Annotated in this window: 23 protein-coding genes and 1 pseudogene; 20 read left to right on the plus strand and 4 right to left on the minus strand. The window is 37.4% G+C overall.

Annotated features, from left to right (window positions below; translation table 11 throughout):
* The first annotated feature begins 49 nt into the window (after window positions 1-49).
* Both PF272_RS07765 and PF272_RS07770 read left to right on the plus strand, forming a co-directional pair.
* Window positions 50-670: a zeta toxin family protein gene (locus PF272_RS07765; RefSeq protein WP_271142306.1), complete on the plus strand. Its 621-nt coding sequence runs from the start codon at window positions 50-52 to the stop codon at window positions 668-670.
* Complete coding sequence (locus PF272_RS07770; protein ID WP_271142307.1) at window positions 642-974, plus strand: zeta toxin family protein; 333 nt, start codon at window positions 642-644, stop codon at window positions 972-974. The genes PF272_RS07765 and PF272_RS07770 overlap by 29 nt, the downstream gene beginning before the upstream one ends.
* A 35-nt stretch (window positions 975-1,009) precedes the next feature.
* On the opposite strand, the gene PF272_RS07775 is transcribed toward PF272_RS07770, so the two are convergent.
* The 3 genes from PF272_RS07775 to pgk all read right to left on the minus strand — a co-directional run bounded on the left by PF272_RS07775 (window position 1,010) and on the right by pgk (window position 4,583).
* On the minus strand, window positions 1,010-2,212 hold the full coding sequence (locus PF272_RS07775; RefSeq protein ID WP_271142308.1) for a sugar efflux transporter: 1,203 nt from the start codon (window positions 2,210-2,212) through the stop codon (window positions 1,010-1,012).
* A 62-nt stretch (window positions 2,213-2,274) separates the two neighbouring features.
* Complete coding sequence (fbaA, locus tag PF272_RS07780) at window positions 2,275-3,357, minus strand: class II fructose-bisphosphate aldolase (RefSeq protein WP_065234417.1); 1,083 nt, start codon at window positions 3,355-3,357, stop codon at window positions 2,275-2,277.
* A 62-nt stretch (window positions 3,358-3,419) separates the two neighbouring features.
* Window positions 3,420-4,583, minus strand: a complete 1,164-nt coding sequence (gene pgk, locus PF272_RS07785; protein ID WP_271142309.1) for a phosphoglycerate kinase — start codon at window positions 4,581-4,583, stop codon at window positions 3,420-3,422.
* A 223-nt stretch (window positions 4,584-4,806) separates the two neighbouring features.
* Between pgk and PF272_RS07790 the strand changes: the two genes are divergently transcribed.
* From PF272_RS07790 to PF272_RS07825, 8 genes and pseudogenes are all read left to right on the plus strand, one after another.
* Window positions 4,807-5,067 carry a YfhL family 4Fe-4S dicluster ferredoxin gene (locus PF272_RS07790; RefSeq protein ID WP_065237723.1) on the plus strand — a complete coding sequence of 87 codons (261 nt, stop codon included), beginning with the start codon at window positions 4,807-4,809 and terminating at the stop codon, window positions 5,065-5,067.
* A 136-nt stretch (window positions 5,068-5,203) separates the two neighbouring features.
* A complete protein-coding gene (gene asnA / locus PF272_RS07795) occupies window positions 5,204-6,196 on the plus strand; it encodes an aspartate--ammonia ligase (RefSeq protein ID WP_271142310.1) in 993 nt (330 codons plus the stop codon).
* A gap of 282 nt (window positions 6,197-6,478) precedes the next feature.
* Window positions 6,479-7,087 (plus strand): fimbrial protein, encoded by a 609-nt coding sequence (locus tag PF272_RS07800; RefSeq protein WP_271142311.1) that lies wholly within the window; start codon window positions 6,479-6,481, stop codon window positions 7,085-7,087.
* A gap of 59 nt (window positions 7,088-7,146) precedes the next feature.
* The gene (locus tag PF272_RS07805) at window positions 7,147-7,848 is read left to right on the plus strand and encodes a fimbria/pilus periplasmic chaperone (protein WP_271142312.1); all 702 of its coding nucleotides are present in this window, start codon (window positions 7,147-7,149) and stop codon (window positions 7,846-7,848) included.
* A gap of 28 nt (window positions 7,849-7,876) precedes the next feature.
* Window positions 7,877-10,078 (plus strand): annotated as a pseudogene (locus PF272_RS07810) (fimbria/pilus outer membrane usher protein); the annotation flags it as partial.
* 21 nt (window positions 10,079-10,099) lie between these two features.
* Window positions 10,100-10,378: a FimD/PapC C-terminal domain-containing protein gene (locus tag PF272_RS07815; RefSeq protein ID WP_271142327.1), complete on the plus strand. Its 279-nt coding sequence runs from the start codon at window positions 10,100-10,102 to the stop codon at window positions 10,376-10,378.
* Between the two features lie 10 nt (window positions 10,379-10,388).
* Window positions 10,389-11,453: a fimbrial protein gene (locus PF272_RS07820; RefSeq protein WP_271142313.1), complete on the plus strand. Its 1,065-nt coding sequence runs from the start codon at window positions 10,389-10,391 to the stop codon at window positions 11,451-11,453.
* A 172-nt stretch (window positions 11,454-11,625) separates the two neighbouring features.
* Complete coding sequence (locus PF272_RS07825) at window positions 11,626-12,273, plus strand: bifunctional 4-hydroxy-2-oxoglutarate aldolase/2-dehydro-3-deoxy-phosphogluconate aldolase (RefSeq protein ID WP_271142314.1); 648 nt, start codon at window positions 11,626-11,628, stop codon at window positions 12,271-12,273.
* A 65-nt stretch (window positions 12,274-12,338) separates the two neighbouring features.
* On the opposite strand, the gene PF272_RS07830 is transcribed toward PF272_RS07825, so the two are convergent.
* Complete coding sequence (locus PF272_RS07830; protein ID WP_065237729.1) at window positions 12,339-12,932, minus strand: YajG family lipoprotein; 594 nt, start codon at window positions 12,930-12,932, stop codon at window positions 12,339-12,341.
* A 101-nt stretch (window positions 12,933-13,033) separates the two neighbouring features.
* On the opposite strand from PF272_RS07830, the gene PF272_RS07835 reads away from it, so the two are divergent.
* The 10 genes from PF272_RS07835 to PF272_RS07880 all read left to right on the plus strand — a co-directional run bounded on the left by PF272_RS07835 (window position 13,034) and on the right by PF272_RS07880 (window position 21,335).
* Window positions 13,034-13,342, plus strand: coding sequence for a BolA family protein (locus tag PF272_RS07835; RefSeq protein WP_271142315.1), 309 nt, complete (start codon window positions 13,034-13,036; stop codon window positions 13,340-13,342).
* A 449-nt stretch (window positions 13,343-13,791) separates the two neighbouring features.
* Window positions 13,792-15,132 (plus strand): Na(+)-translocating NADH-quinone reductase subunit A, encoded by a 1,341-nt coding sequence (locus PF272_RS07840; RefSeq protein WP_271142328.1) that lies wholly within the window; start codon window positions 13,792-13,794, stop codon window positions 15,130-15,132.
* 2 nt (window positions 15,133-15,134) lie between these two features.
* Entirely contained in the window at window positions 15,135-16,373 is a 1,239-nt protein-coding gene (locus PF272_RS07845) for an NADH:ubiquinone reductase (Na(+)-transporting) subunit B (RefSeq protein ID WP_065234410.1), read from the plus strand.
* Window positions 16,366-17,133: a Na(+)-translocating NADH-quinone reductase subunit C gene (locus PF272_RS07850; protein WP_065234409.1), complete on the plus strand. Its 768-nt coding sequence runs from the start codon at window positions 16,366-16,368 to the stop codon at window positions 17,131-17,133. The genes PF272_RS07845 and PF272_RS07850 overlap by 8 nt, the downstream gene beginning before the upstream one ends.
* A complete protein-coding gene (locus PF272_RS07855) occupies window positions 17,126-17,755 on the plus strand; it encodes an NADH:ubiquinone reductase (Na(+)-transporting) subunit D (protein ID WP_065234408.1) in 630 nt (209 codons plus the stop codon). Before PF272_RS07850 ends, PF272_RS07855 begins: the two co-directional genes overlap by 8 nt.
* 4 nt (window positions 17,756-17,759) lie before the next feature.
* Complete coding sequence (nqrE, locus tag PF272_RS07860; protein WP_065234407.1) at window positions 17,760-18,356, plus strand: NADH:ubiquinone reductase (Na(+)-transporting) subunit E; 597 nt, start codon at window positions 17,760-17,762, stop codon at window positions 18,354-18,356.
* A 13-nt stretch (window positions 18,357-18,369) separates the two neighbouring features.
* Complete coding sequence (gene nqrF, locus PF272_RS07865) at window positions 18,370-19,593, plus strand: NADH:ubiquinone reductase (Na(+)-transporting) subunit F (RefSeq protein WP_065234406.1); 1,224 nt, start codon at window positions 18,370-18,372, stop codon at window positions 19,591-19,593.
* Between the two features lie 21 nt (window positions 19,594-19,614).
* Window positions 19,615-20,670, plus strand: a complete 1,056-nt coding sequence (locus tag PF272_RS07870; protein WP_271142316.1) for an FAD:protein FMN transferase — start codon at window positions 19,615-19,617, stop codon at window positions 20,668-20,670.
* Window positions 20,670-20,897, plus strand: coding sequence for a (Na+)-NQR maturation NqrM (gene nqrM / locus PF272_RS07875; RefSeq protein WP_065234404.1), 228 nt, complete (start codon window positions 20,670-20,672; stop codon window positions 20,895-20,897). The genes PF272_RS07870 and nqrM overlap by 1 nt, the downstream gene beginning before the upstream one ends.
* 192 nt (window positions 20,898-21,089) lie before the next feature.
* Window positions 21,090-21,335: a WG repeat-containing protein gene (locus PF272_RS07880; protein WP_271142317.1), complete on the plus strand. Its 246-nt coding sequence runs from the start codon at window positions 21,090-21,092 to the stop codon at window positions 21,333-21,335.

Below are 21,335 nucleotides of genomic sequence, written 5' to 3' on the forward strand. Positions count from 1 at the left end.
TTGGTGTTATCAGTCAGAGCCTAGTTTTTTATAAAAAGGATAATTTTTTATGTGTACATTAATGCAGAAAGATGTGTTAATTGAATTAGTAGCAAATGCTCAAGCCATTGTCACTAAATGTGTTGATGTAAATTCGCCTTTAACTGATGATGAAATAAAATTAGGTAAGATTAGAGATTTCCTTTATAGCACTTCTCCAGAAGATATTTCTTACACATCACTTATTAATGAAGTAAGAACTATTCAACAAAAATTTGAACCTCAAAGTCCGCATGTAGTGAATGATTATGATGTAGATGAAGATGTAGTTGCTCAATTTCCAATGGTCTGGCGTAAAGTATTATCAGAGAGTGCTGTTTCTTCTCAAGCTCAACCTTATGGCATTTTGTTAGGTGGGCAGCCAGGGGCGGGTAAATCTTATGGCACCATGCAAATCAAAAAACGTTTGCAGAATAATGTGTTAATTATTAATGGTGATGAATTTAGACCATATCATAGTCAATATCACCAAATTTATAAAAAATATGGTAAAGATGCACCAAAATATACAGCAGATTTTGCTGGGAAAATGGTAGGTAAAGTAAGAGATAAAGCAATCCAAGAACGTTTTAATATATTAATTGAAGGTACATTTAGAACGATTGAAACGCCAATTAAAAGAAATCAATAATTTTAGGGAATATGGTTACCAAACCGAGATAATTATTTGTACTTGCCCAAAAAATCTGAGTTGGGAAAGTACAGTTATACGAGCAAAAGAACTAGAGTTAGTTGGGATTCAACCGAGATATGTTGCTAAAGATCACTATGATCTTGTTGTCACAAAATTAGCAGAAAATGTTGAAAAAGTGCTAAAGGAAGCTCAAGTTTCTCATTTAGAAGTGTACTCTAGAGAGGGTAAGCTATTTGATTCCTATACTGATTCTATAATGAGCTTAGCTGAGTGTATAAATAAAGAATTAAACCGTAAATAAGTGTTTGAATATGGGAAAATCAGATAAAGTGTAATTCAAACACTTTTTACTTTCCATAAACAAAACAATGCCAATAACGTTAAAACAGAACAAAAATAGAACGTATCATAATAGCTATAAGCACCACCAATAAACCCAGCTATTGGACCGCCAACAATCCAGCTACTTTTCGCACTATTAGTAAATAACGTTGTTGCCGAACCTAATTGAGATGGCATTAAATCTTGAAAATAGGTCATTCCTATGGAAGCCAAAATACCGATTAAAATGGCGTTTAATAGTTGTAAACAAACTAATCCCCAAGTAGAAGTAACGACCAAGAGTAAAGGATAAAAGATTACACCACAGAGTAGAGCAACAATCATTAAGTGTTTTTTGGCAACAAATTTACTTAGCCAACCGGCAATAATCATCACAGGAATTTCTAATCCAGCAGCAGTTCCCATCAGAAAACCTGCTAAATTTTCAGGCAAATGTAATTGTGTTGTAATGTATAACGGCATATTAATCAAATACATACTATTACAACTAAAGATAATGACTAAGGTTAAAGAGAGATAAATAACCGATGTTTTATTTTGTTGTGGTGCTTGAGGTAATGCAGTCGTTTTTGTACTTTTTTGTTGTGTGTCATTAAGTGGTGGTAAGAGAAAACGTCCGCAACATCCACTTAATAGAAATGTTGCCGCACCAATTAAAAAGAGAAATGTGAATCCTTTATTAATGGCTAACCAGAAAGCCAATGGCGGGCCAATAATCCACGCTAAAGAAATTTGTGCCCGCATAATCGACATAAACATCACAGTTTGGCGTTGTTTACGATTAGCATATTCACGGGCAAAAGCGAAAATTTGTGGATTAGACGCTGATCCTAAACCAAAGAGTGTGACTGCTAGGGTGAGCAGTACCCAATAGTTACGGCTATATGCAAAAATGACATATCCGCCTGCTGCCATAATGCAGCATAACAAAATTAACCAACGGCGATCAGCGAGTCGATCTGAATAAAAACCGATGACTTGCCCTAATACAATGCCAACTAATGCATTTACAGCAAAGAAAATCCCCACAGCAAAAGATGAAACTTGTACTTCTTTGGCTAAAAAAAGGCTCATCACGGGGAGTTGAAAAGCAGAACCTATACCGGTTAAGAAAGCCATAAATAGAAAAGCAAAAGTCACTCTTTTCAATGTAGTTGGTGTAGTATTTTGTGTTGTCGCTGTTGATGTTGGTGTCATAATAAAATAGCCCCTGCGGAACAGGGGCAAACAGATTAATTATTAAGAAAAGTGTTTATTGATTATAAAACGTCACGGCAGTTTAAGTCGTGGTAAGCTTCTTCTAAACGAGCAACCATTGACTCTTCACCTTTACGTAACCATACACGTGGATCGTAGTATTTCTTATTCGGTGCATCAGGGCCTTCTGGGTTACCTAATTGACCTTGTAAGTAAGCTTCGTTTTTCTTGTAGTATTGTAGGATACCGTTCCAAGTTGCCCATTGAGTATCAGTATCAATGTTCATTTTTACAACACCGTAAGAAACTGCTTCTTGAATCTCTTCGTGAGTTGAACCTGAACCACCGTGGAATACATAAGAAACTGGTTTGTCAGTAGCTAAACCATGTTTTGCTTTAATGTAGTCTTGGCCTTTTTTAAGGATAACTGGAGTAAGTTTTACATTACCTGGTTTATAAACACCGTGTACGTTACCGAATGCAGCTGCGATAGTGAAACGTGGGCTAATTTTTGATAATTCAGTATAAACTAAATCGATTTCTTCTGGTTTTGAATAAAGATCCATTGGGTCACGATCAGAATTATCTACACCATCTTCTTCACCACCAGTAATACCTAATTCCATTTCTAAGGTCATACCGATTTTGTCCATACGAGCAAGGTATTTTTTACAAATTTCGATATTTTCTTCTAATGGTTCTTCTGAAAGGTCAAGCATATGAGAAGAGAAAAGTGGTTTACCAGTTTCAGCAAAATGTTTTTCACCAGCTTCTAATAAGCCATCGATCCATGGAAGAAGTTTTTTCGCAGCGTGGTCAGTGTGTAGAATAACTGGAACGCCATAGTGTTCAGCTAATGCATGAACGTGTTTCGCACCAGCAATAGCACCAAGTACATCAGCGCGTTTGCCTTCAGGTAATTTAATGCCTTTACCTGCGTAGAAAGAGGCTCCACCGTTTGAGAATTGAATAATTACAGGCGCTTTTACACGAGCAGCTGTTTCTAATACTGCATTGACAGAATCTGAGTTTACGCAGTTTACTGCAGGAATCGCAAAATTCTTTTCTTTTGCAATAGCGAAAACTTTTTGTACTTCATCACCAGTTAATACACCTGGTTTTACGAAATCGAAAATTTTAGACATAGTATTTTCCTATTTTAAGTGGAGAAGAGAGAGGGAATTACTCCTCTCTCTAAGAAAGATGATTAACCTTTTGCTCTTTGTTCAAGAATTTCTACTGCTGGTAATACTTTACCTTCAACGAATTCAAGGAACGCACCGCCACCAGTTGAGATATAAGAGATTTTATCTGCGATACCGAAAAGATCGATCGCTGCTAATGTATCACCACCACCTGCGATAGAGAACGCATCACTTTCTGCGATAGCACGCGCAACAATTTCTGTACCTTTACGGAAGTTAGGGAATTCAAATACACCTACTGGACCATTCCAAAGAATAGTTTTTGCACCACGGATGATTTCAGCGATTGCTTCTGCTGATTCATCCCCTAAATCCATAATTTCTTCATCATCAAGAACTTCAGTTGCTTTTTTCACAGTTGCTGGTGCAGTTTCAGAGAATTCTTTACCAACACGAACATCAGTTGCTACAGGAATATCGCAACTTGCCATTAAACGTTGTGCTTCAGGAATTAAATCTTTTTCATAAAGAGAAAGACCTACATTGTTACCTTGCGCTGCCACGAAAGTATTTGAAATACCGCCTCCCACAACAAGTTTATCAGCGATTTTTGCAAGAGAATCTAAAACAGTTAATTTAGTTGATACTTTTGAACCACCAACCACAGCAACCATTGGACGTTGTGGATTTTTCAATGCTTTGCCTAACGCTTCTAATTCGTTAGAAAGTAATGGGCCCGCACAAGCGATAGGTGCGAATTTTGCCACGCCGTGGGTTGATGCTTGCGCACGGTGTGCAGTACCGAATGCATCCATTACAAACACATTGCAGAGTGCTGCATATTTTTGTGCTAAATCGTCAGCGTCTTTTTTCTCACCTTTGTTAAAGCGAACGTTTTCTAACACAACCAATTCATTTGGAGCAACTTCAACGCCATCAAGATAATCTTTTGCTAAACGAACAGGAACATCAAGAAGATCGTTTAGGTAATCTACAACAGGTTGTAAAGAGAATTCAGCGTTATATTCGCCTTCAGTTGGACGACCAAAGTGAGAAGTTACCATCACTTTTGCGCCTTGTTCTAATGCTAATTTGATTGTTGGAAGAGATGCTTTAATACGAGCATCGGAGGTGATTTTGCCATCTTTAACAGGAACATTAAGGTCTGCACGAATAAGAACACGTTTACCTGCAAGATCAAGATCGGTCATTTTAATTACTGACATTTTAAGCCCTCTTAAAAGTTAAATAGGAGTGATTTTTAGATTCAAAAGAATGAAATCATTATAACAGCTCATTGCAATAAAAGCGTGGTCTAGATCAAATTTATTTTGACTAGTTTCTGATTTATTTTTATAGATAAAATAAATTACTAAAAAAAGCAATTATAAAAATAGAAGGAACCATGTAAAATAAGCCACTTTTGCGAACTTACTTCCTTTTAAAATTATGGCGTTATTAATAACAGATAAATGTACCAACTGCGATATGTGCGAACCAGAGTGTCCAAATCAAGCGATCTCAATGGGGGATGAGATCTATGTGATCGATCCTGCGTTATGCACAGAATGTGTTGGGCATTATGAAACGCCAACCTGCCAAAAGGTTTGTCCAATTACAAATTGCATCACAAAAGATCCACTGCATGATGAAAACCAAGATGAACTTTGGGAAAAATTTGTTCTGATTCATCATGCTGAGAAGTTATAAATTAGAAAAAAGATAAAAATAACATTTCTTTTTTAGATAAATTCTAACGATTGTTGAAATAATCCGTAAAAGTGTTTGAAAAGGGTAGTGTTTATTGAATAATAAGCGCCGTTACTTTTTTGGAAGAGAATTTATCATGAAAAAATCATTTATTTTACAACAACAAGAAATTAGCTTTGTGAAGAACACATTCACAGCAAAATTAGCAGAACATTTGGGATTAGTTGAAGTTCAAGGGCCAATCATCAGCCAAGTTGGCAACGGGATTCAAGACAATTTATCAGGTAAAGAGAAAGCAGTACAAGTTAAAGTCAAACAGATTGAAGGGGCTGTATTTGAAGTTGTGCATTCATTAGCGAAATGGAAACGCCATACTTTAGGACGTTTTGATTTCAAACCGGGCGAAGGGTTATTTGTGCATATGAAAGCATTACGCCCAGATGAAGATTCTTTAGATCGTACTCACTCTGTTTATGTTGATCAATGGGACTGGGAACGTGTAATTCCAGAAGGATTACGGACTCTGGCTTATTTAAAAGATACTGTGCGTTCGATTTATCGTGCCATTCGTGAAACAGAAGCATTAGTCGAACAACATTTCCATATCCCTGCGACTTTACCGAAAGAGATTACCTTTGTTCATTCAGAAGATTTGGTAAAACGTTTCCCAAATATGAGTGACAAAGAACGTGAAAATGCAATTTGTAAAGAGCACGGAGCTGTATTCTTAATTGGGATTGGTGGCAAATTATCTGATGGTAAGCCACATGATGTACGTGCGCCTGACTATGATGACTGGACAACTGTGTCAGAAGGTGATTACAAAGGTTTAAATGGCGATATTTTAGTATGGAATGAACAACTTGGTACTGCATTTGAATTATCATCAATGGGCATTCGAGTAGATGAAGCTGCATTACGCCGTCAATTAGCGATTACGGGCGATGAAGACCGTTTACAATTTGCATGGCACCAAGATTTAGTTAACGGCAAATTACCGCAAACTATTGGTGGTGGGATTGGGCAATCTCGTATGGTAATGTTCTTATTACATAAAAAACATATCGGTGAAGTTCAATCAAGTGTATGGCCACAACAAGTGTTAGATGAGTTTGAAAACATTCTGTAACTCAATTTAGTTATTGTTTTGGGTGAAAACCGCTTAATTCCTTATGGGATTAAGCGGTTTTTTCTTACCTATTGAGTAGCAGAGAGAATATCTTTTCTAAAAATCTTCTTTTTTTACTTTTTTAATATATTGATTTTTATGTGTTTTTTTATTTTTAGCTAATTTTATTAAATTATTGTGAACAAAATCACAAATTTTCTAATGTAATAAGCTTGCCCCCCCCCCCGGAAAATTTTATATACTTTGCGCGCCTATTAACTTATTGAAAGGAAATTTACAAAAATGAAAAAACTAATTTTAACAACATTAATTGCGGCTGGTTTAGGTATTACCGCGCAAGGGGCTTTTGCTGTAAATGGTGTCGCAGGAGTTGCAAATTTAGAAAGTGGTGCAACGGTTACAGATACTAATGCTGATGGTATTGTACAAATTCAAGGTTTAGTAGTTGATACTACTTGTACTATCACTGGTAATGCAGGGCAACACGTTAACCTTGATTTACCTAAAGTACAAGCTTCAAAATTAGCTCAACAAGGGGCTAAATTAGGAGAGAAATCTTTTGAAATTAAATTAAGCGATTGCCAGAATTTAGGGGATATTACTAAAGCTAGAGCTTATTTTTTAGATAATACTTCTTATGTTAATGATAATGGTCGTTTAATAAATCAACTTTCTAGTGGTGATGCTGCTACCAAAGTAAGTATAGAATTGTTGAATAGTGATGATTCAGTCATTAATCCTAAACTAAGAGAAAGTCAAAGTTCTAACAGTTTTAACATAGTAGATAACGCAGCAATATTAAAATATAAAGCGCGTTATTATGCAGAAGCAGCTAATGTTACAGCAGGGAAAGTATTAGCAAAAGTTGAATATTATATTGAATATCAATAATTAACTTTTTGGGCAGCCAGTTGCTGCCCAATTTCTTCTGTCTTGCCTAAGGTATTTCTATGTTAAAAAAACTATTATTGCTTGCCGGTGGTTTATGGCTAGCAACGACTAGCTATGCCAATATTGTGATTACAGGTACACGGATTATTTATCCGGCGAATCAAAAAAATGTCAGTGTACAACTTTCCAATGCGGGTGATGAGCCAGCATTAGTTCAAGCGTGGATTGATAATGGTGATCCTCATGCTGCACCAGAACAGATTAAAACTCCATTTGTGATCACACCACCGATTTCTCGAGTTGATGCCAATAAAGGACAAACGTTACGTGTCACTTATACGGGCGAACCTTTACCGAATGATCGTGAGTCAATTTTCTATTTCAATATTTTAGATATACCGCCTAATCCAAAAGATAAAAGTAAAAATTACCTACAGGTTGCGATTCGTAGTCGAATTAAATTGTTTTTCCGTCCAACGAACTTAAAAGTTTCACCAGAAGAAGCGTATAAACAGGTGGAATGGCGTGCACAAGGGAAACAACTGATCGCAAATAATAACACGCCTTATTTTATTACTTATAGTGATATAGCAGTTACACAAGGAAGCCGTAAAGTGAAAGTACTCAATTCAACAATGATTTCCCCATTTTCTCAAGCAACCTTTAATTTAACGCAAGCGGTTTCTGCAACTGGTTCAGTAGAGTGGACTGTGATTAATGACTATGGTGGCAGACCAACTGGTAATAGCAAATTATTCTAAAGGATGGGATAAAACTATGTATCGACTAATGCCAACAGCATATAGATTCAGTTTAAATAGCCTTTACTTAGCCTTACTGAGTAGTTTGGCAGTAGCAGCCTATGCGGATGAGTATGCCGAATTTGATGCAGGTTTTTTGCGTAGTGGTAAAGATAAAGATGCGATTGATATTAGCCGATTTAGTTATAGCAATCCAACTCCAGCGGGAGAATATGTTGCCGATGTTTATTTAAATAATGATTTTCGAGGCCGGATTAATTTACGGTTTGCTGAAGTGCCAGAACAGAATAGAACGGCGGTGTGTGCTACGCAAGATCTGTTAGCGATTTTAGATTTCAAAGATAAGGCATTTACTGGGAAGCAACAGAGTGAAAAGGCCGAGTGTGTGTTTTTACCGGAGCAAGTACCAGAGGCAAAAATTAACTTTGATGTTGCGGAATTACGCTTAGATGTAGATGTGCCACAAGCTTTTATTACCCAACGACCGCGAGGTTATATCTCCCCAGCTCAATGGCAAACTGGCGTGCCAGTGGCGTTTGTCCGTTATGATGCGTCACACTACCGTTATCGTTATGCAGATATGGAATCTCGGCAAACCTATTTAGGAATTGATGCGGGAATTAACCTATTCGGTTGGGCATTTCGTCATCGTGGTTCGCAAAGTTGGGATCAGCAACAGCGATTACCTTATCAAAGTATTTCAACCTACGCCCAGCATGATGTCGCCGCCTTACGAGGGCAGTTTACTATTGGTGATTTTTATACCAGTGGTTCATTAATGGATAGTATCTCGATTCGAGGTATCCAATTAGCGTCTGATGATCGAATGTTAGCCAGTTCAGTGCGCGGTTATGCGCCTATTATTCGTGGTGTGGCGAATAGTAATGCGAAAGTCAGTATTCGCTAAAATGGCAGTTTATTGCGTGAAGTGACGGTACCATCTGGACCTTTTGAAATTGATGATCTTTATCCAACCGGATATGGTGGTGATATTGAAGTGGAAGTTTTAGAAGCCAATGGTGAAAAACGCTCATTTACTATTCCTTATACTGCAGCAGCACAGTTAGTTCGTCCAGGATATAGTCGTTATCAACTTGCAGGAGGACGTTATCGTTATGGTAATGAAGTCTTTGATGTCAATGTTGGTCAGGCGACGAGGCAATATGGTTTGACCAATAATATTACTTTGAACTTGGGTGGGATATTCGCCAAAGATTACCATGCTGAATTAGTTGGGCTTTCATTTAATACACCAATCGGTGCTTTTGCGACCAATGCAACTTTTTCGACAGCAAAATTTAATGAAATCGATGACAAATATAAAGGATATAGTCTTTATGCTAGTTATAACACGCGCCTAGAACCAACGGATACTAATGTCACGTTAGCGGCTTATCGTTATTTGTCACGGGATTATTATAGTTTGCAGGATGTAATTTTAGCGAATTATCGGGATTTTGCTGAAGAAAAAGGAATTCGTTTACCTTTTAGTCGTTACTGCCCCAAAAATCAATTCCAGCTTTCAATTAGTCAATCATTAAAAGAGGGTTGGGGCTCTGCTTATCTCACAGGTAGTACTTATACCTATTGGGGTACAGATGAAAAGCAACATGAATACCAAATTGGTTATAGCAATTCTTATAAAGGACTGAATTATAGCCTTTCTTTCTCTCAATCAAAAAATAGTATGGGGGAAGATGATAGACGAGTTTATCTTAGCCTTTCCTTATCGTTGGGTAGCGGTATCAATTCAGCCTATCTTTCCCAAAGTTTAAATTATAGTAAGGTGAGTGGTTATTCTGGTTATACCTCGCTATCTGGCTCTTTAGGTGAAGATCGACAGTATAGTTATAGTGTTTCTGCAAGTAAGCAACAACAAGGCAACAGTAATCTTTCATTGAGTAACAGCTATTCAGGTTCGTTAGCACAAGTAAATGCGTCTTGGAGCCGAGATAATCAAAGTAATCAACAACTCTCTTTTGGTGTATCGGGTGCGGTAGTAGCACATCCGAAAGGGATTACTTTATCCAACTCGCTTGGTGATAGTTTTGCAATTATTCATGCAGAGGGTGCAGCAGGGGCAAAAATTAATGGCGCTATTGGTAATCAAATTGATTACTTTGGTAACGGTATTGTGCCGTATCTCCAACCTTATAGTGTGAATTATGTTGGGCTAGACAGTAATAATCTGCCGGATTCAGTTGAGCTATCTGCTACAGAACAACAAGTGATTCCACGTGCTAATCAGGCGATGTTGGTAGATTTTGCTACTACGGTGGGTTCGGTGGTGTTCTTTGAATTGACAGACACAGATAACTTACCACCATTAGGCACGGAAGTGTTTGATCAAAATAATCAAGCGATTGGTGTTGTTGCACAAGGTGGCAAAATTTATACCCGAGGCGTTGCGAAATCAGGTGAGTTGCATATTCGCTGGGGTGATAAACAGTGCCGTGCGGAATATACGATTCCAGAGCAAGAGAGTAATGATCAAATGTTAATAGTGCCGATACGGTGTCGCTTTGAGTGAGATAAATATAATGAGAAGAAATAATATTTTTCTAGGCATAGTATGTCTGTTTATATCTGGACAAGGGCTAGCTGCTATTCCTAATACTATTGAGGTGGAAGGGAATCGAACAGGTTCAACAATTACTTATACAGGTACTATTTCAAAAAATGTTAAAGCAGATTTATGTAATAATAGAGATAGTGACTATGGATATTGGATTGAAATAAAGTATGACAATAATAAGCAGGATGAAAGTGTATTTCAGGAGAATTACTTTGTTGATTCTATCAATGTTTCTAGTGGGGCAGGTGGGACAAAAATTATTCAGGGAAATTGGTCTACTAATCAGACAATAAAAGTGGCTGAGACTGATGATGAATTATCAATTCAGGTTCAATTCGATAGAAAAATAGCAACAATTACGAAAGCTACCCCTAGTATTGATGGTAAACCAATACTGGATATGACATTCGTTTGTTGGAGAAAAACAGGAGAAAATTCATCTGCTCTTGGATCAGGTGGCGGTGTAGCAAACGGTGATCTAGGGGAAATAAACAATAATTTATCAAAAGATGTGGCTCCTATTGGTTGGCGAGTAAAACTTGTTTCAAAAAATAATCTGACATTTTCTAATACTTGCAGATTATTATCTGCACCAACTAGGACTATCAACTTACATCAAGCGAGGACAATAGACTTAAATCAAGGTAAAGAAGTATCAGGAGGAACATTTGATGTAGCACTAGATTGTAATCAATCTGATGTATCAGATGCTTATATTTCTTTTACAGATGCGAATAATTCGACGAATAATACACAAATTTTAACACTGGATAACACTTCAACTGCCACAAATGTAGGGTTAAAAGTTTATGAAGAGGGGGATACGAGTAGTGCAATAAGATATGGTATAGCGACATCTCCATTTGCATCTATAAGTGATAATAATGTACGCCGCTTTGCTACATCAATACAAGGATTACCAACGGTAAAAAAATCTTATAAAGTTTATTATGTAAAAACACCTCAAAGCAGTAGTTCTACTGCTGGTTCGGTCAATGCTAAATTAATTTACAATTTATATTACCAATAACCCTCAACGAAAATGTCGGACAACCTCCGACATTTTTATTGGGTAACCTGCTACTGTTTAATCGTTTTTTTGATTTTGATTCAAAAAAATTAGATTTTCTATATTCAATTCTATTGTGTTGTGCTACTTTTATTGCCGTTTTGTGTTTCATTTATATAGGAAGGAAAGTGTAATGAAGTGGATTTTACAACCTCAAGCTGTGTTTAGTGCGTCACCAGTTGTGCCGGTAATGGTGATTAAAAAATTAGAAGATGCTTTACCAATGGCAAAAGCGTTACAAGCAGGTGGCATTAATGTATTTGAGATTACTTTACGTAGTTCAGTGGCATTAGATGCAATTAAATTATTAAGTAAAGAAGTGCCAGATGCGTTAGTGGGTGCGGGCACAGTATTATCAGCTGAACAATATGATCAAGCAGTAGCAGCAGGGGCAAAATTTGTGATTTCCCCGGGGGCAACACCAGCCTTATTAAAACACGCAGCAGCGAGTGATGTTGCATTAATTCCAGGAACAGCAACGCCATCAGAAATGATGCAAGCATTAGAACTTGGTTATGATCACCTTAAATTCTTCCCAGCAGAAATTAATGGTGGTGCGCCAGCATTAAAAGCGATTTCCGCTGCATTACCACAATTAAGTTTTTGCCCAACTGGCGGTGTTTCACCAAAAAATGTGGCGAATTATCTTGCTGTTGATTGTGTTAAAACCATTGGTGGTTCTTGGATAATTCCAAATGATGCTGTTGCAGCAGGCGATTGGGCTAAAGTAACAGAATTAACAGCAGAAGCGGTTGCCTTAGTGAAAAGCTTACGCGGTTAAGTTTGATTTATTGTATTGAATAAAGATTCCCTCGTATCAGAATAGCTGAACGAGGGAATTTTTTATTAGTGAGATAAACGATTAATGGCGTTAGCCACTTCTTGATCTTGGTGAATTTCTTTCACCGCATCGTCAAATGCTTGACCTAGCACTTTTTGGATTTCTTCTGTTTTCGCAGTGAAAGCACCTTCTTGTGAACGGCGTGTTTCGATATTTTTACTGTATTCACCTTTAGCGCTTTGCACTTGGATGGTTAATTGAACTGAGGCATCAACTTTATAACGTACATTACCTTGGTTCACATTCGCATAGAACTGTTTAATGTTTACTGTAACATTAGCTGGTGCATTGCCCGGTAATACACGGAAACCTTTACTATTTAAGTCTTGTTGCAATGATTGTTGGAATAACTCTGCAACTGAAGGTTGTGCGTAAACAGGGAATAATTGACCATTATTTGTATATTGTGAAACCGCTTGGTTTGCACGTAAATCACGTGAAGCAACACTCACACTGCTTGTTTGGTTTTGGGTATTAAATGGACCAACAGCAGCAGGTGGATTGAAGGTAATAGTGTTTGGTGGGGTTTGACAACCAGCAAGTGCGAAACTGGCAATGACAATACTGGCGAGAGATAAGCGTTTTAATGTTTTGTACATAATTCGTTTTCCTATTTATTCGTTGTAAGGTTTATGAGATGAAAGACATCGTATAAAATAGCGAATATTTATATAAATTACAGCATTAGTCAAAAGAAATTATGAGTAAACAGCAACAAATTACCGATTTATTACAGCAGGAATTATCCCCGATTTATTTAGAAATTATTAATGAAAGTCATATGCACAGTTCTGGTAAAGGTAGTGAATCTCACTTTAAGATTATTTTAGCCAGTGAACGTTTTAGTGGGATGCGAGCAGTTGCACGGCACCGCTTAATTTATCAGTTGTTAGCAGAGCAACTGGCTGCTGGCGTCCATGCTTTGGCATTACATCTTTATACACCAGAAGAGTGGCAAAATTTATCAGCTGTACCAGCCTCACCAAATTGTATGGGACACGGTAAGTAATCTACTTCTAAAGTAGTATTTGTTTGATTTTTCGAGATAAATTTCAAGTAGTTTTCTTGAAAAATATCAAATTTTTCACATTTTTTTCAAAAATAAGAGCCATTGACTAGAATTAATAGGGTAGTTTTGGTTAGAATAAACCGTTTTATATATCCTTGTTCACGTCTTGCAATTATTAATTATTTAATTCATTGTTTTGGTTAATGATTTTAACCTGAACAAGGATTTTTACAGATTTGAGTTTTAAATTTAAGTGGACAGTGTAATCATTGATTAATGTTTTGTGAGAGATTATCACTTTGATTTGAAAAGAGAAATTGTGGGTTCTCTAACAAAATTATGCGCATTAAGATAGATGATTTGCTTGAAACTACTCAAACGAGAGATCACTACAATTTGATATTGTAGTGATCGTTATGTTTAACCCAACGAAAAGTAGTGCAAACGATATGATTACAATTAAAAAAGGCTTGGATCTTCCTATTGCTGGGAAGCCAGCACAAGTAATCCACGATGGAGCTACCATCTCTGAAGTTGCCGTACTTGGCGAAGAATATGTTGGTATGCGTCCTTCGATGAAGGTGCGTGAGGGTGATGTAGTAAAAAAAGGTCAGGTGCTTTTTGAAGATAAAAAGAATCCGGGTGTTGTTTTTACTGCGCCAGCCTCAGGAACGGTAACTGCGATTAATCGTGGTGCTAAGCGTGTTTTACAATCTGTTGTGATTAAGCTAGAAGGCGACACAGAGGTTACTTTTGCTAAGTATAGCGTTGATCAATTAGCGACGCTTACTGCTGAACAAGTCAAACAAAATTTAATTGAGTCTGGCTTATGGACAGCATTCCGCACTCGTCCATTTAGTAAAATTCCTGCAGTAGATAGTAAACCAAGTTCTATTTTTGTTAATGCAATGGATACTAATCCATTAGCAGCAGATCCAGCAGTTGTGATTAAAGAAAATGCAGAAGCGTTTCAACATGGTTTAACTGTATTAAGCCGTTTACATGAAGGAACGCTTTTTGTATGTAAAGCAGCTGGTGCATCAGTACCTAATGTAAATGCAGCAAATGTGCGTGTTGAAGAGTTTTCTGGGCCACATCCTGCTGGTTTAAGTGGTACTCATATTCACTTCTTAGATCCTGTTAGCATCAATAAATTTGTTTGGTATATCAATTACCAAGATGTGATTGCGATCGGTAAATTATTCACCACAGGTGAATTAAGCGTTGAACGCATCATCTCTTTAGCAGGTCCACAAGTCAAAAATCCTCGTTTAGTTCGTACTCGTTTAGGTGCGAATCTTAGTCAATTAACTGCGGGGGAATTGGCAGACGGTGAAAATCGTGTCATCTCTGGTTCTGTGCTTAACGGTACAATTGCAACAGGCCCTGTTGCTTATTTAGGTCGTTATCACCAACAAGTTTCTGTGATTGCAGAAGGCCGTGACAAAGAATTCTTAGGCTGGATTATGCCAGGTGCGAATAAATTCTCTATTACTCGTACTGTATTAGGCCATTTTGGCAAGAAACTCTTTAACTTTACTTCTGCGGTAAATGGTGGGCATCGTGCAATGGTGCCAATTGGTAACTATGAACGTGTTATGCCATTAGATATTATCCCGACATTATTACTACGTGATTTAAGTGCAGGCGATACAGATAGTGCACAAGCATTAGGGTGCTTAGAGCTAGATGAAGAAGATTTAGCACTTTGTACCTTTGTATGTCCGGGTAAAAATGAATACGGTCCAATGCTGCGTGCAGCCTTAGATAAGATCGAGAAGGAAGGTTAAAAATGGGTTTAAAACATCTTTTAGAGAAAATGGAACCTGCATTTTTACCTGGTGGTAAATATGAAAAATGGTATGCGCTTTATGAAGCAACAGCGACCTTCTTATATACACCGGGTACAGTAACGGCGAAAGCTTCTCATGTCCGTGATGCGTTAGATTCTAAACGTATGATGGTATTAGTGTGGTTGGCATTATTCCCAGCAATGTTCTATGGAATGTTTAACGTAGGTGCACAATCAATTCTTGCGTTAAGTGTTGGTGATTTTGCACAAAACCTTGCACAAAATGTTGCCAATGATTGGCACTTTGCATTCGCTAATGCGTTAGGCTTGGTTGCTCCTGATGCAGGTGTGTTAGCGAAAATGGCATTAGGTGCTATTTTCTTCCTACCAATTTACTTAACAGTATTTATTGTTGGTGGTTTCTGGGAAGTATTATTTGCCACTATCCGTAAACATGAAATCAATGAAGGTTTCTTTGTTACTTCTATTCTTTTAGCGTTAATTGTTCCGCCAACTTTACCTTTATGGCAAGCAGCATTAGCGACAACATTTGGTGTGGTAGTAGCAAAAGAAGTGTTCGGTGGGGTAGGTAAAAACTTTATGAACCCAGCATTAGCGGGACGTGCGTTTTTATTCTTCGCTTATCCAGCACAAATTTCTGGTGACTCTGTTTGGGTGGCTGCAGATGGCTTCTCTGGCGCAACTGCGTTGTCTCAATGGGCAGCAGGCGGTGAAGGTGCATTAAAACAAGTAACTACTGGTCAACCAATTCAATGGATGGATGCTTTCTTAGGTAATATTCCAGGTTCTATTGGTGAAGTTTCTACATTAGCGCTATTAATCGGTGCTGCTGTGATTGTATTCGCTCGTATTGCTTCTTGGCGTATTATTGCTGGCGTTATGATCGGTATGATCGCGACTTCTACACTCTTCAATGTAATTGGATCAGAAACTAACCCAATGTTCTCAATGCCTTGGTACTGGCATTTAGTATTAGGTGGTTTTGCGTTAGGTATGCTCTTTATGGCAACTGACCCTGTTTCAGCTTCATTCACAAACAAAGGTAAATGGTGGTATGGTGCATTAATCGGGGTAATGTGTGTATTAATTCGTGTCGTAAACCCAGCTTATCCAGAAGGTATGATGTTAGCTATTTTATTCGCTAACTTGTTTGCACCATTGTTTGATTACATTGTTGTTCAAGCGAATATCAAACGTAGGAGAGCGCGTAATGTTTAAGAAAGATAGTGTTATCGGCACACTGGTTGTTGTCGTGTTGGTAAGTTTAGTGTGCTCAGTTATCGTAGCAGGTTCTGCGGTATCGTTAAAACCACGTCAACAAGAACAAAAATTGTTAGATAAACAAAAAAATATTCTTAGTGTGGCGGGCTTATTAAAAGCGGGCGGCAGTGTAACTGAATCATTTAACAAATATATTGAACCACGTTTAGTGGATCTTAATACTGGTGATTTTGTTGCGAACCAAGCAAATTTTGATGCAGCGAAAGCAGCAAAAGATCCAGCAACCAGTATTGCGTTAGGTGAAGATGATATTGCGAAAATTGGTCGTCGTGCTAATTATGCTGAAGTTTATCTTGTAAAAGGTGATGACGGTAAAGTTAAGCAAGTCGTATTGCCAGTATATGGTACTGGACTTTGGTCTGTAATGTACGGCTTTATTGCAGTACAGCCAGATGGCAACACAATTGATGGTATTACTTACTATGATCAAGGAGAAACTCCGGGATTAGGTGGTGAAATTGAAAATCCAAAATGGCAATCAACCTTCGTTGGAAAGACAATTTTCAATGAACAAAATCAAGTTGCCTTACACGTAAGTAAAGGTGGTTCATCTGATAAATCTCATGGTATTGATGCATTATCAGGAGCAACTTTGACCAGCAATGGTGTAAACAATACATTCAAATTCTGGTTTGGCCCGAAAGGCTTTGGTCCTTTCTTGGCGAAACTTAAAGAAGGGGTATTAAACAATGGCTGAGAAACAAAGTAGAAAGGGTTTATTGCTTAACCCAGTAATTAATAATAACCCGATTGCCCTACAAATTCTTGGGATCTGTTCAGCATTAGCGGTAACAACAAAGCTTGAAACTGCGATTGTAATGGGTATCTCTGTGAGTTTAGTAACTGCGTTTTCAAGTTTCTTTATTTCTTGTATTCGCAACTACATTCCAAACAGTATCCGTATTATTGTACAAATGGCAATTATTGCGTCATTGGTTATCTTAGTTGACCAAATCTTAAGAGCATATGCTTATAACATCTCTAAACAGTTATCGGTATTCGTTGGTTTGATTATTACTAACTGTATCGTAATGGGACGTGCAGAAGCATTTGCAATGAAAGAAGGACCAATCGATAGCTTCCTTGATGGTATTGGTAACGGTTTAGGTTATGGTGCAATGTTAATCGTTGTTGCATTTATCCGTGAGCTAATCGGTTCAGGTAAATTATTTGGTGTAACTGTTTTCCAAACTATCCAAGATGGCGGTTGGTATCAAACTAATGGTTTATTCTTATTAGCACCAAGTGCATTCTTTATTATTGGTTTCATTATCTGGGGTCTCAGAACTTGGAAACCAGAGCAAGTAGAGAAGGATTAATGCCATGGAACACTATATTAGTTTATTTGTAAAATCCATATTTATTGAAAATATGGCGCTTTCCTTCTTCTTGGGAATGTGTACGTTTTTAGCGGTGTCCAAGAAAGTATCGACTGCATTTGGACTTGGTGTTGCAGTAACAGTAGTATTAGGTATTTCTGTTCCTGTAAACAATGTTGTATATAACCTTATTTTAAGAGATGGTGCATTAGTTGAAGGTGTTGATTTAAGCTTCTTAAACTTCATCACCTTTATCGGTGTTATTGCTGCATTAGTGCAAATCTTGGAAATGGTGTTAGATAAATTCTTCCCAGCGCTTTATAACGCATTAGGGATCTTCCTACCGTTAATCACTGTAAACTGTGCGATTTTCGGGGGCGTATCTTTCATGGTGCAACGTGATTACAGCTTCGGTGAGTCCGTTGTTTATGGTGTTGGCGCAGGTTTAGGTTGGATGTTTGCTATCGTTGCGTTAGCAGGTATCACTGAGAAAATGAAATATTCTGATGTGCCAAAAGGATTGAAAGGCTTAGGTATTACTTTCATTTCAGTTGGTTTAATGGCACTTGGTTTCATGTCTTTCTCAGGCATCCAGTTGTAAAAGGGGATAAAGCATGGAAATTACATTAGGAATAGCGATGTTTACCGTCATTATTTTGGTATTGGCGGTATTGATCCTGTTTGCTAAATCAAAATTAGTTAATTCTGGTGATATCACTATCAGCATTAACAATGATCCTGAAAAAGCAATTACTTTACCAGCAGGTGGAAAATTGTTAGGTGCGTTAGCAAGTCAGGGTATTTTCGTTTCATCCGCTTGTGGTGGTGGTGGCTCTTGTGGTCAATGCCGCGTTAAAGTAAAAAGCGGTGGCGGTGATATTCTTCCAACAGAATTATCACACATCAATAAAAGAGAAGCAGCAGAAGGGTATCGTCTTTCTTGCCAAGTTAACGTTAAAAATAGTATGGATATTGAATTACCAGAAGAAATTTTTGGCGTGAAAAAATGGCAATGTACAGTTATCTCTAATGATAACAAAGCAACCTTCATTAAAGAATTGAAATTAGCAATTCCAGAAGGTGAAGAAGTACCATTCCGTGCAGGTGGTTATATCCAAATTGAAGCTGATCCACATACAGTAAAATATAGTGATTTTGATATTCCTGAAAAATATCAAGAAGACTGGAAAAAATTCAATTTATTCCGTTATGTATCTAAGGTGGATGAACACATTACACGTGCGTATTCAATGGCATCTTATCCTGAAGAAAAAGGGATTATTATGTTGAATGTGCGTATTGCAACACCACCACCAAGAAACCCAGATGTACCACCAGGTCAAATGTCATCTTATATTTGGTCATTAAAACCAGGTGATAAAGTAACAATTTCTGGTCCATTCGGTGAATTCTTTGCTAAAGATACTGATGCAGAAATGGTATTTATCGGTGGTGGTGCAGGTATGGCACCAATGCGTTCACATATCTTTGACCAATTAAAACGTTTACACTCTAAACGTAAGATCTCTTTCTGGTATGGTGCGCGTTCAAAACGTGAAATGTTCTATGTTGAAGATTTCGATATGTTACAACGTGAAAATGACAACTTTGTATGGCATGTTGCGTTATCTGATCCTTTACCAGAAGATAACTGGGATGGTTACACTGGATTTATTCACAATGTACTTTATGAAAACTATCTGAAGAATCATGAAGCACCAGAAGATTGTGAATACTATATGTGTGGACCACCAGTGATGAATGCAGCAGTAATTAAGATGCTTAAGGATCTTGGTGTAGAAGACGAAAACATCTTGTTAGATGATTTCGGTGGTTGATAAATAAAACATTTATTAATTATGCTATTAAAAAAACTAACTCATTGGCTGGTCCTTGTAGGACTAGCCTTTTTTCTTGTAGCTTGTGGCAAACAAGCGGAAATTGTTACGCTTTCTGGTAAGACAATGGGAACGACTTACCATATCAAATATATTGATCATGGTATTGATACAAGCCCAGAAATGGCGCATCAAAAAATTGATGATGTATTAAAAGAAGTCAATAATCAAATGTCGACTTATCAGAGAGATTCAGAATTAAGTCGTTTTAATCAAAGTAAAGAGATTAATAAACCATTTCCTGTATCAGCAGATTTTGCAGAAGTTGTTAAAGCTGCGATTAATTTGCATCAGAAGACAAATGGTGCATTAGATGTTACCGTCGGACCATTGGTCAATTTATGGGGATTCGGTCCAGAAAAACGTGCTGATAAAGAGCCTAGTGCGGAAGAGATTGCAGCACGTAAAGTTTGGACAGGTATTGATAAATTAGCGGTAACTGAGGCAGATGGAAAACCTGCATTGGTGAAAAAAATTCCTGAATTGTATGTCGATCTTTCTTCCATTGCGAAAGGTTTCGGCGTTGATAAAGTAGCAGGTTATTTAGAAAGTATTGGTATTACTGATTACTTAGTTGAAATTGGTGGAGAGATCCATACTAAAGGGGTAAATGAAAAAGGGCAATCTTGGCAAATTGCGATTGAAAAACCTGAATTTGATGGTTCTCGTTCAGTGGAACAGATTGTAGGGCTAAGTAATTTATCAATGGCGACTTCTGGGGATTACCGTAATTATTTTGAAGAGAATGGTAAACGTTTTTCACATGAAATAGATCCAACAACAGGTTACCCAATTCAACATAATCTCGCTTCGATTACTGTTGTTAATCCAAGCTGTATGTTGGCAGATGGATATGCGACAGGATTATTTGTATTAGGTGCAGAAAAGGCATTAGCAGTCGCTGAAAAAGAAAATTTAGCGATCTATATGATCATCAAAACTGATAAAGGGTTTGAAGCTAAAATGTCAACAGCATTTGCTAAGTTAATGGATACCAAGAAAGAAGGAAGTAAGTGATGAAATTATTTGTAATTACCTTCGGATTTTTCGTTGTAGTAATTTTTGCTATGGCAATCGGATATATGATTAAACGCAAAACTATTAGTGGTAGTTGCGGAGGAATCTCTTCACTAGGATTGGAGAAAGTCTGTGATTGCCCAGAACCTTGTGATGCTCGTAAAGCAAGAATGGCAAAAGAAGCAGAACGCCAAGCAAAATTACAAGAATCAGGACGTATCCTATAAAATCTAAAACGAGGTACATTCATAGATCGATGTACCTCGAAATTGACACAAAGAAAATAGCAAGTAATCTTTTTATATGGCATTGAAAAAGCTTATTTTTTCTTTATCATATTCTTCCTAGTTAGCTGCACAACTCAAACGTCATATCAACCTTATCAATTTGATAATGGTGATGATTATGTGCGGGATGGTATGTCTCGAGTGGTTGATCAGCAAGGACGTATTGGTTACGTTGATGCCAAGGGCGTTGTAAGAATTAAACCTCGATTTGTTTGTGCGTTCCTGTTTGAAAATGGTAAGGCCAAAGTCACTGATGAGGGGAAAATACAGTCTGTGGCGGGTTCCAATAATGAATACCATTATTGTGAAAGTCATCATTGGTATTATATTGATAAATCTGGACGTAAACTACAGAGTGAAGAAGAAATAAGGGAATAG

This window comes from Gallibacterium faecale (assembly GCF_027920745.1).
GTDB lineage: Bacteria > Pseudomonadota > Gammaproteobacteria > Enterobacterales > Pasteurellaceae > Gallibacterium > Gallibacterium faecale.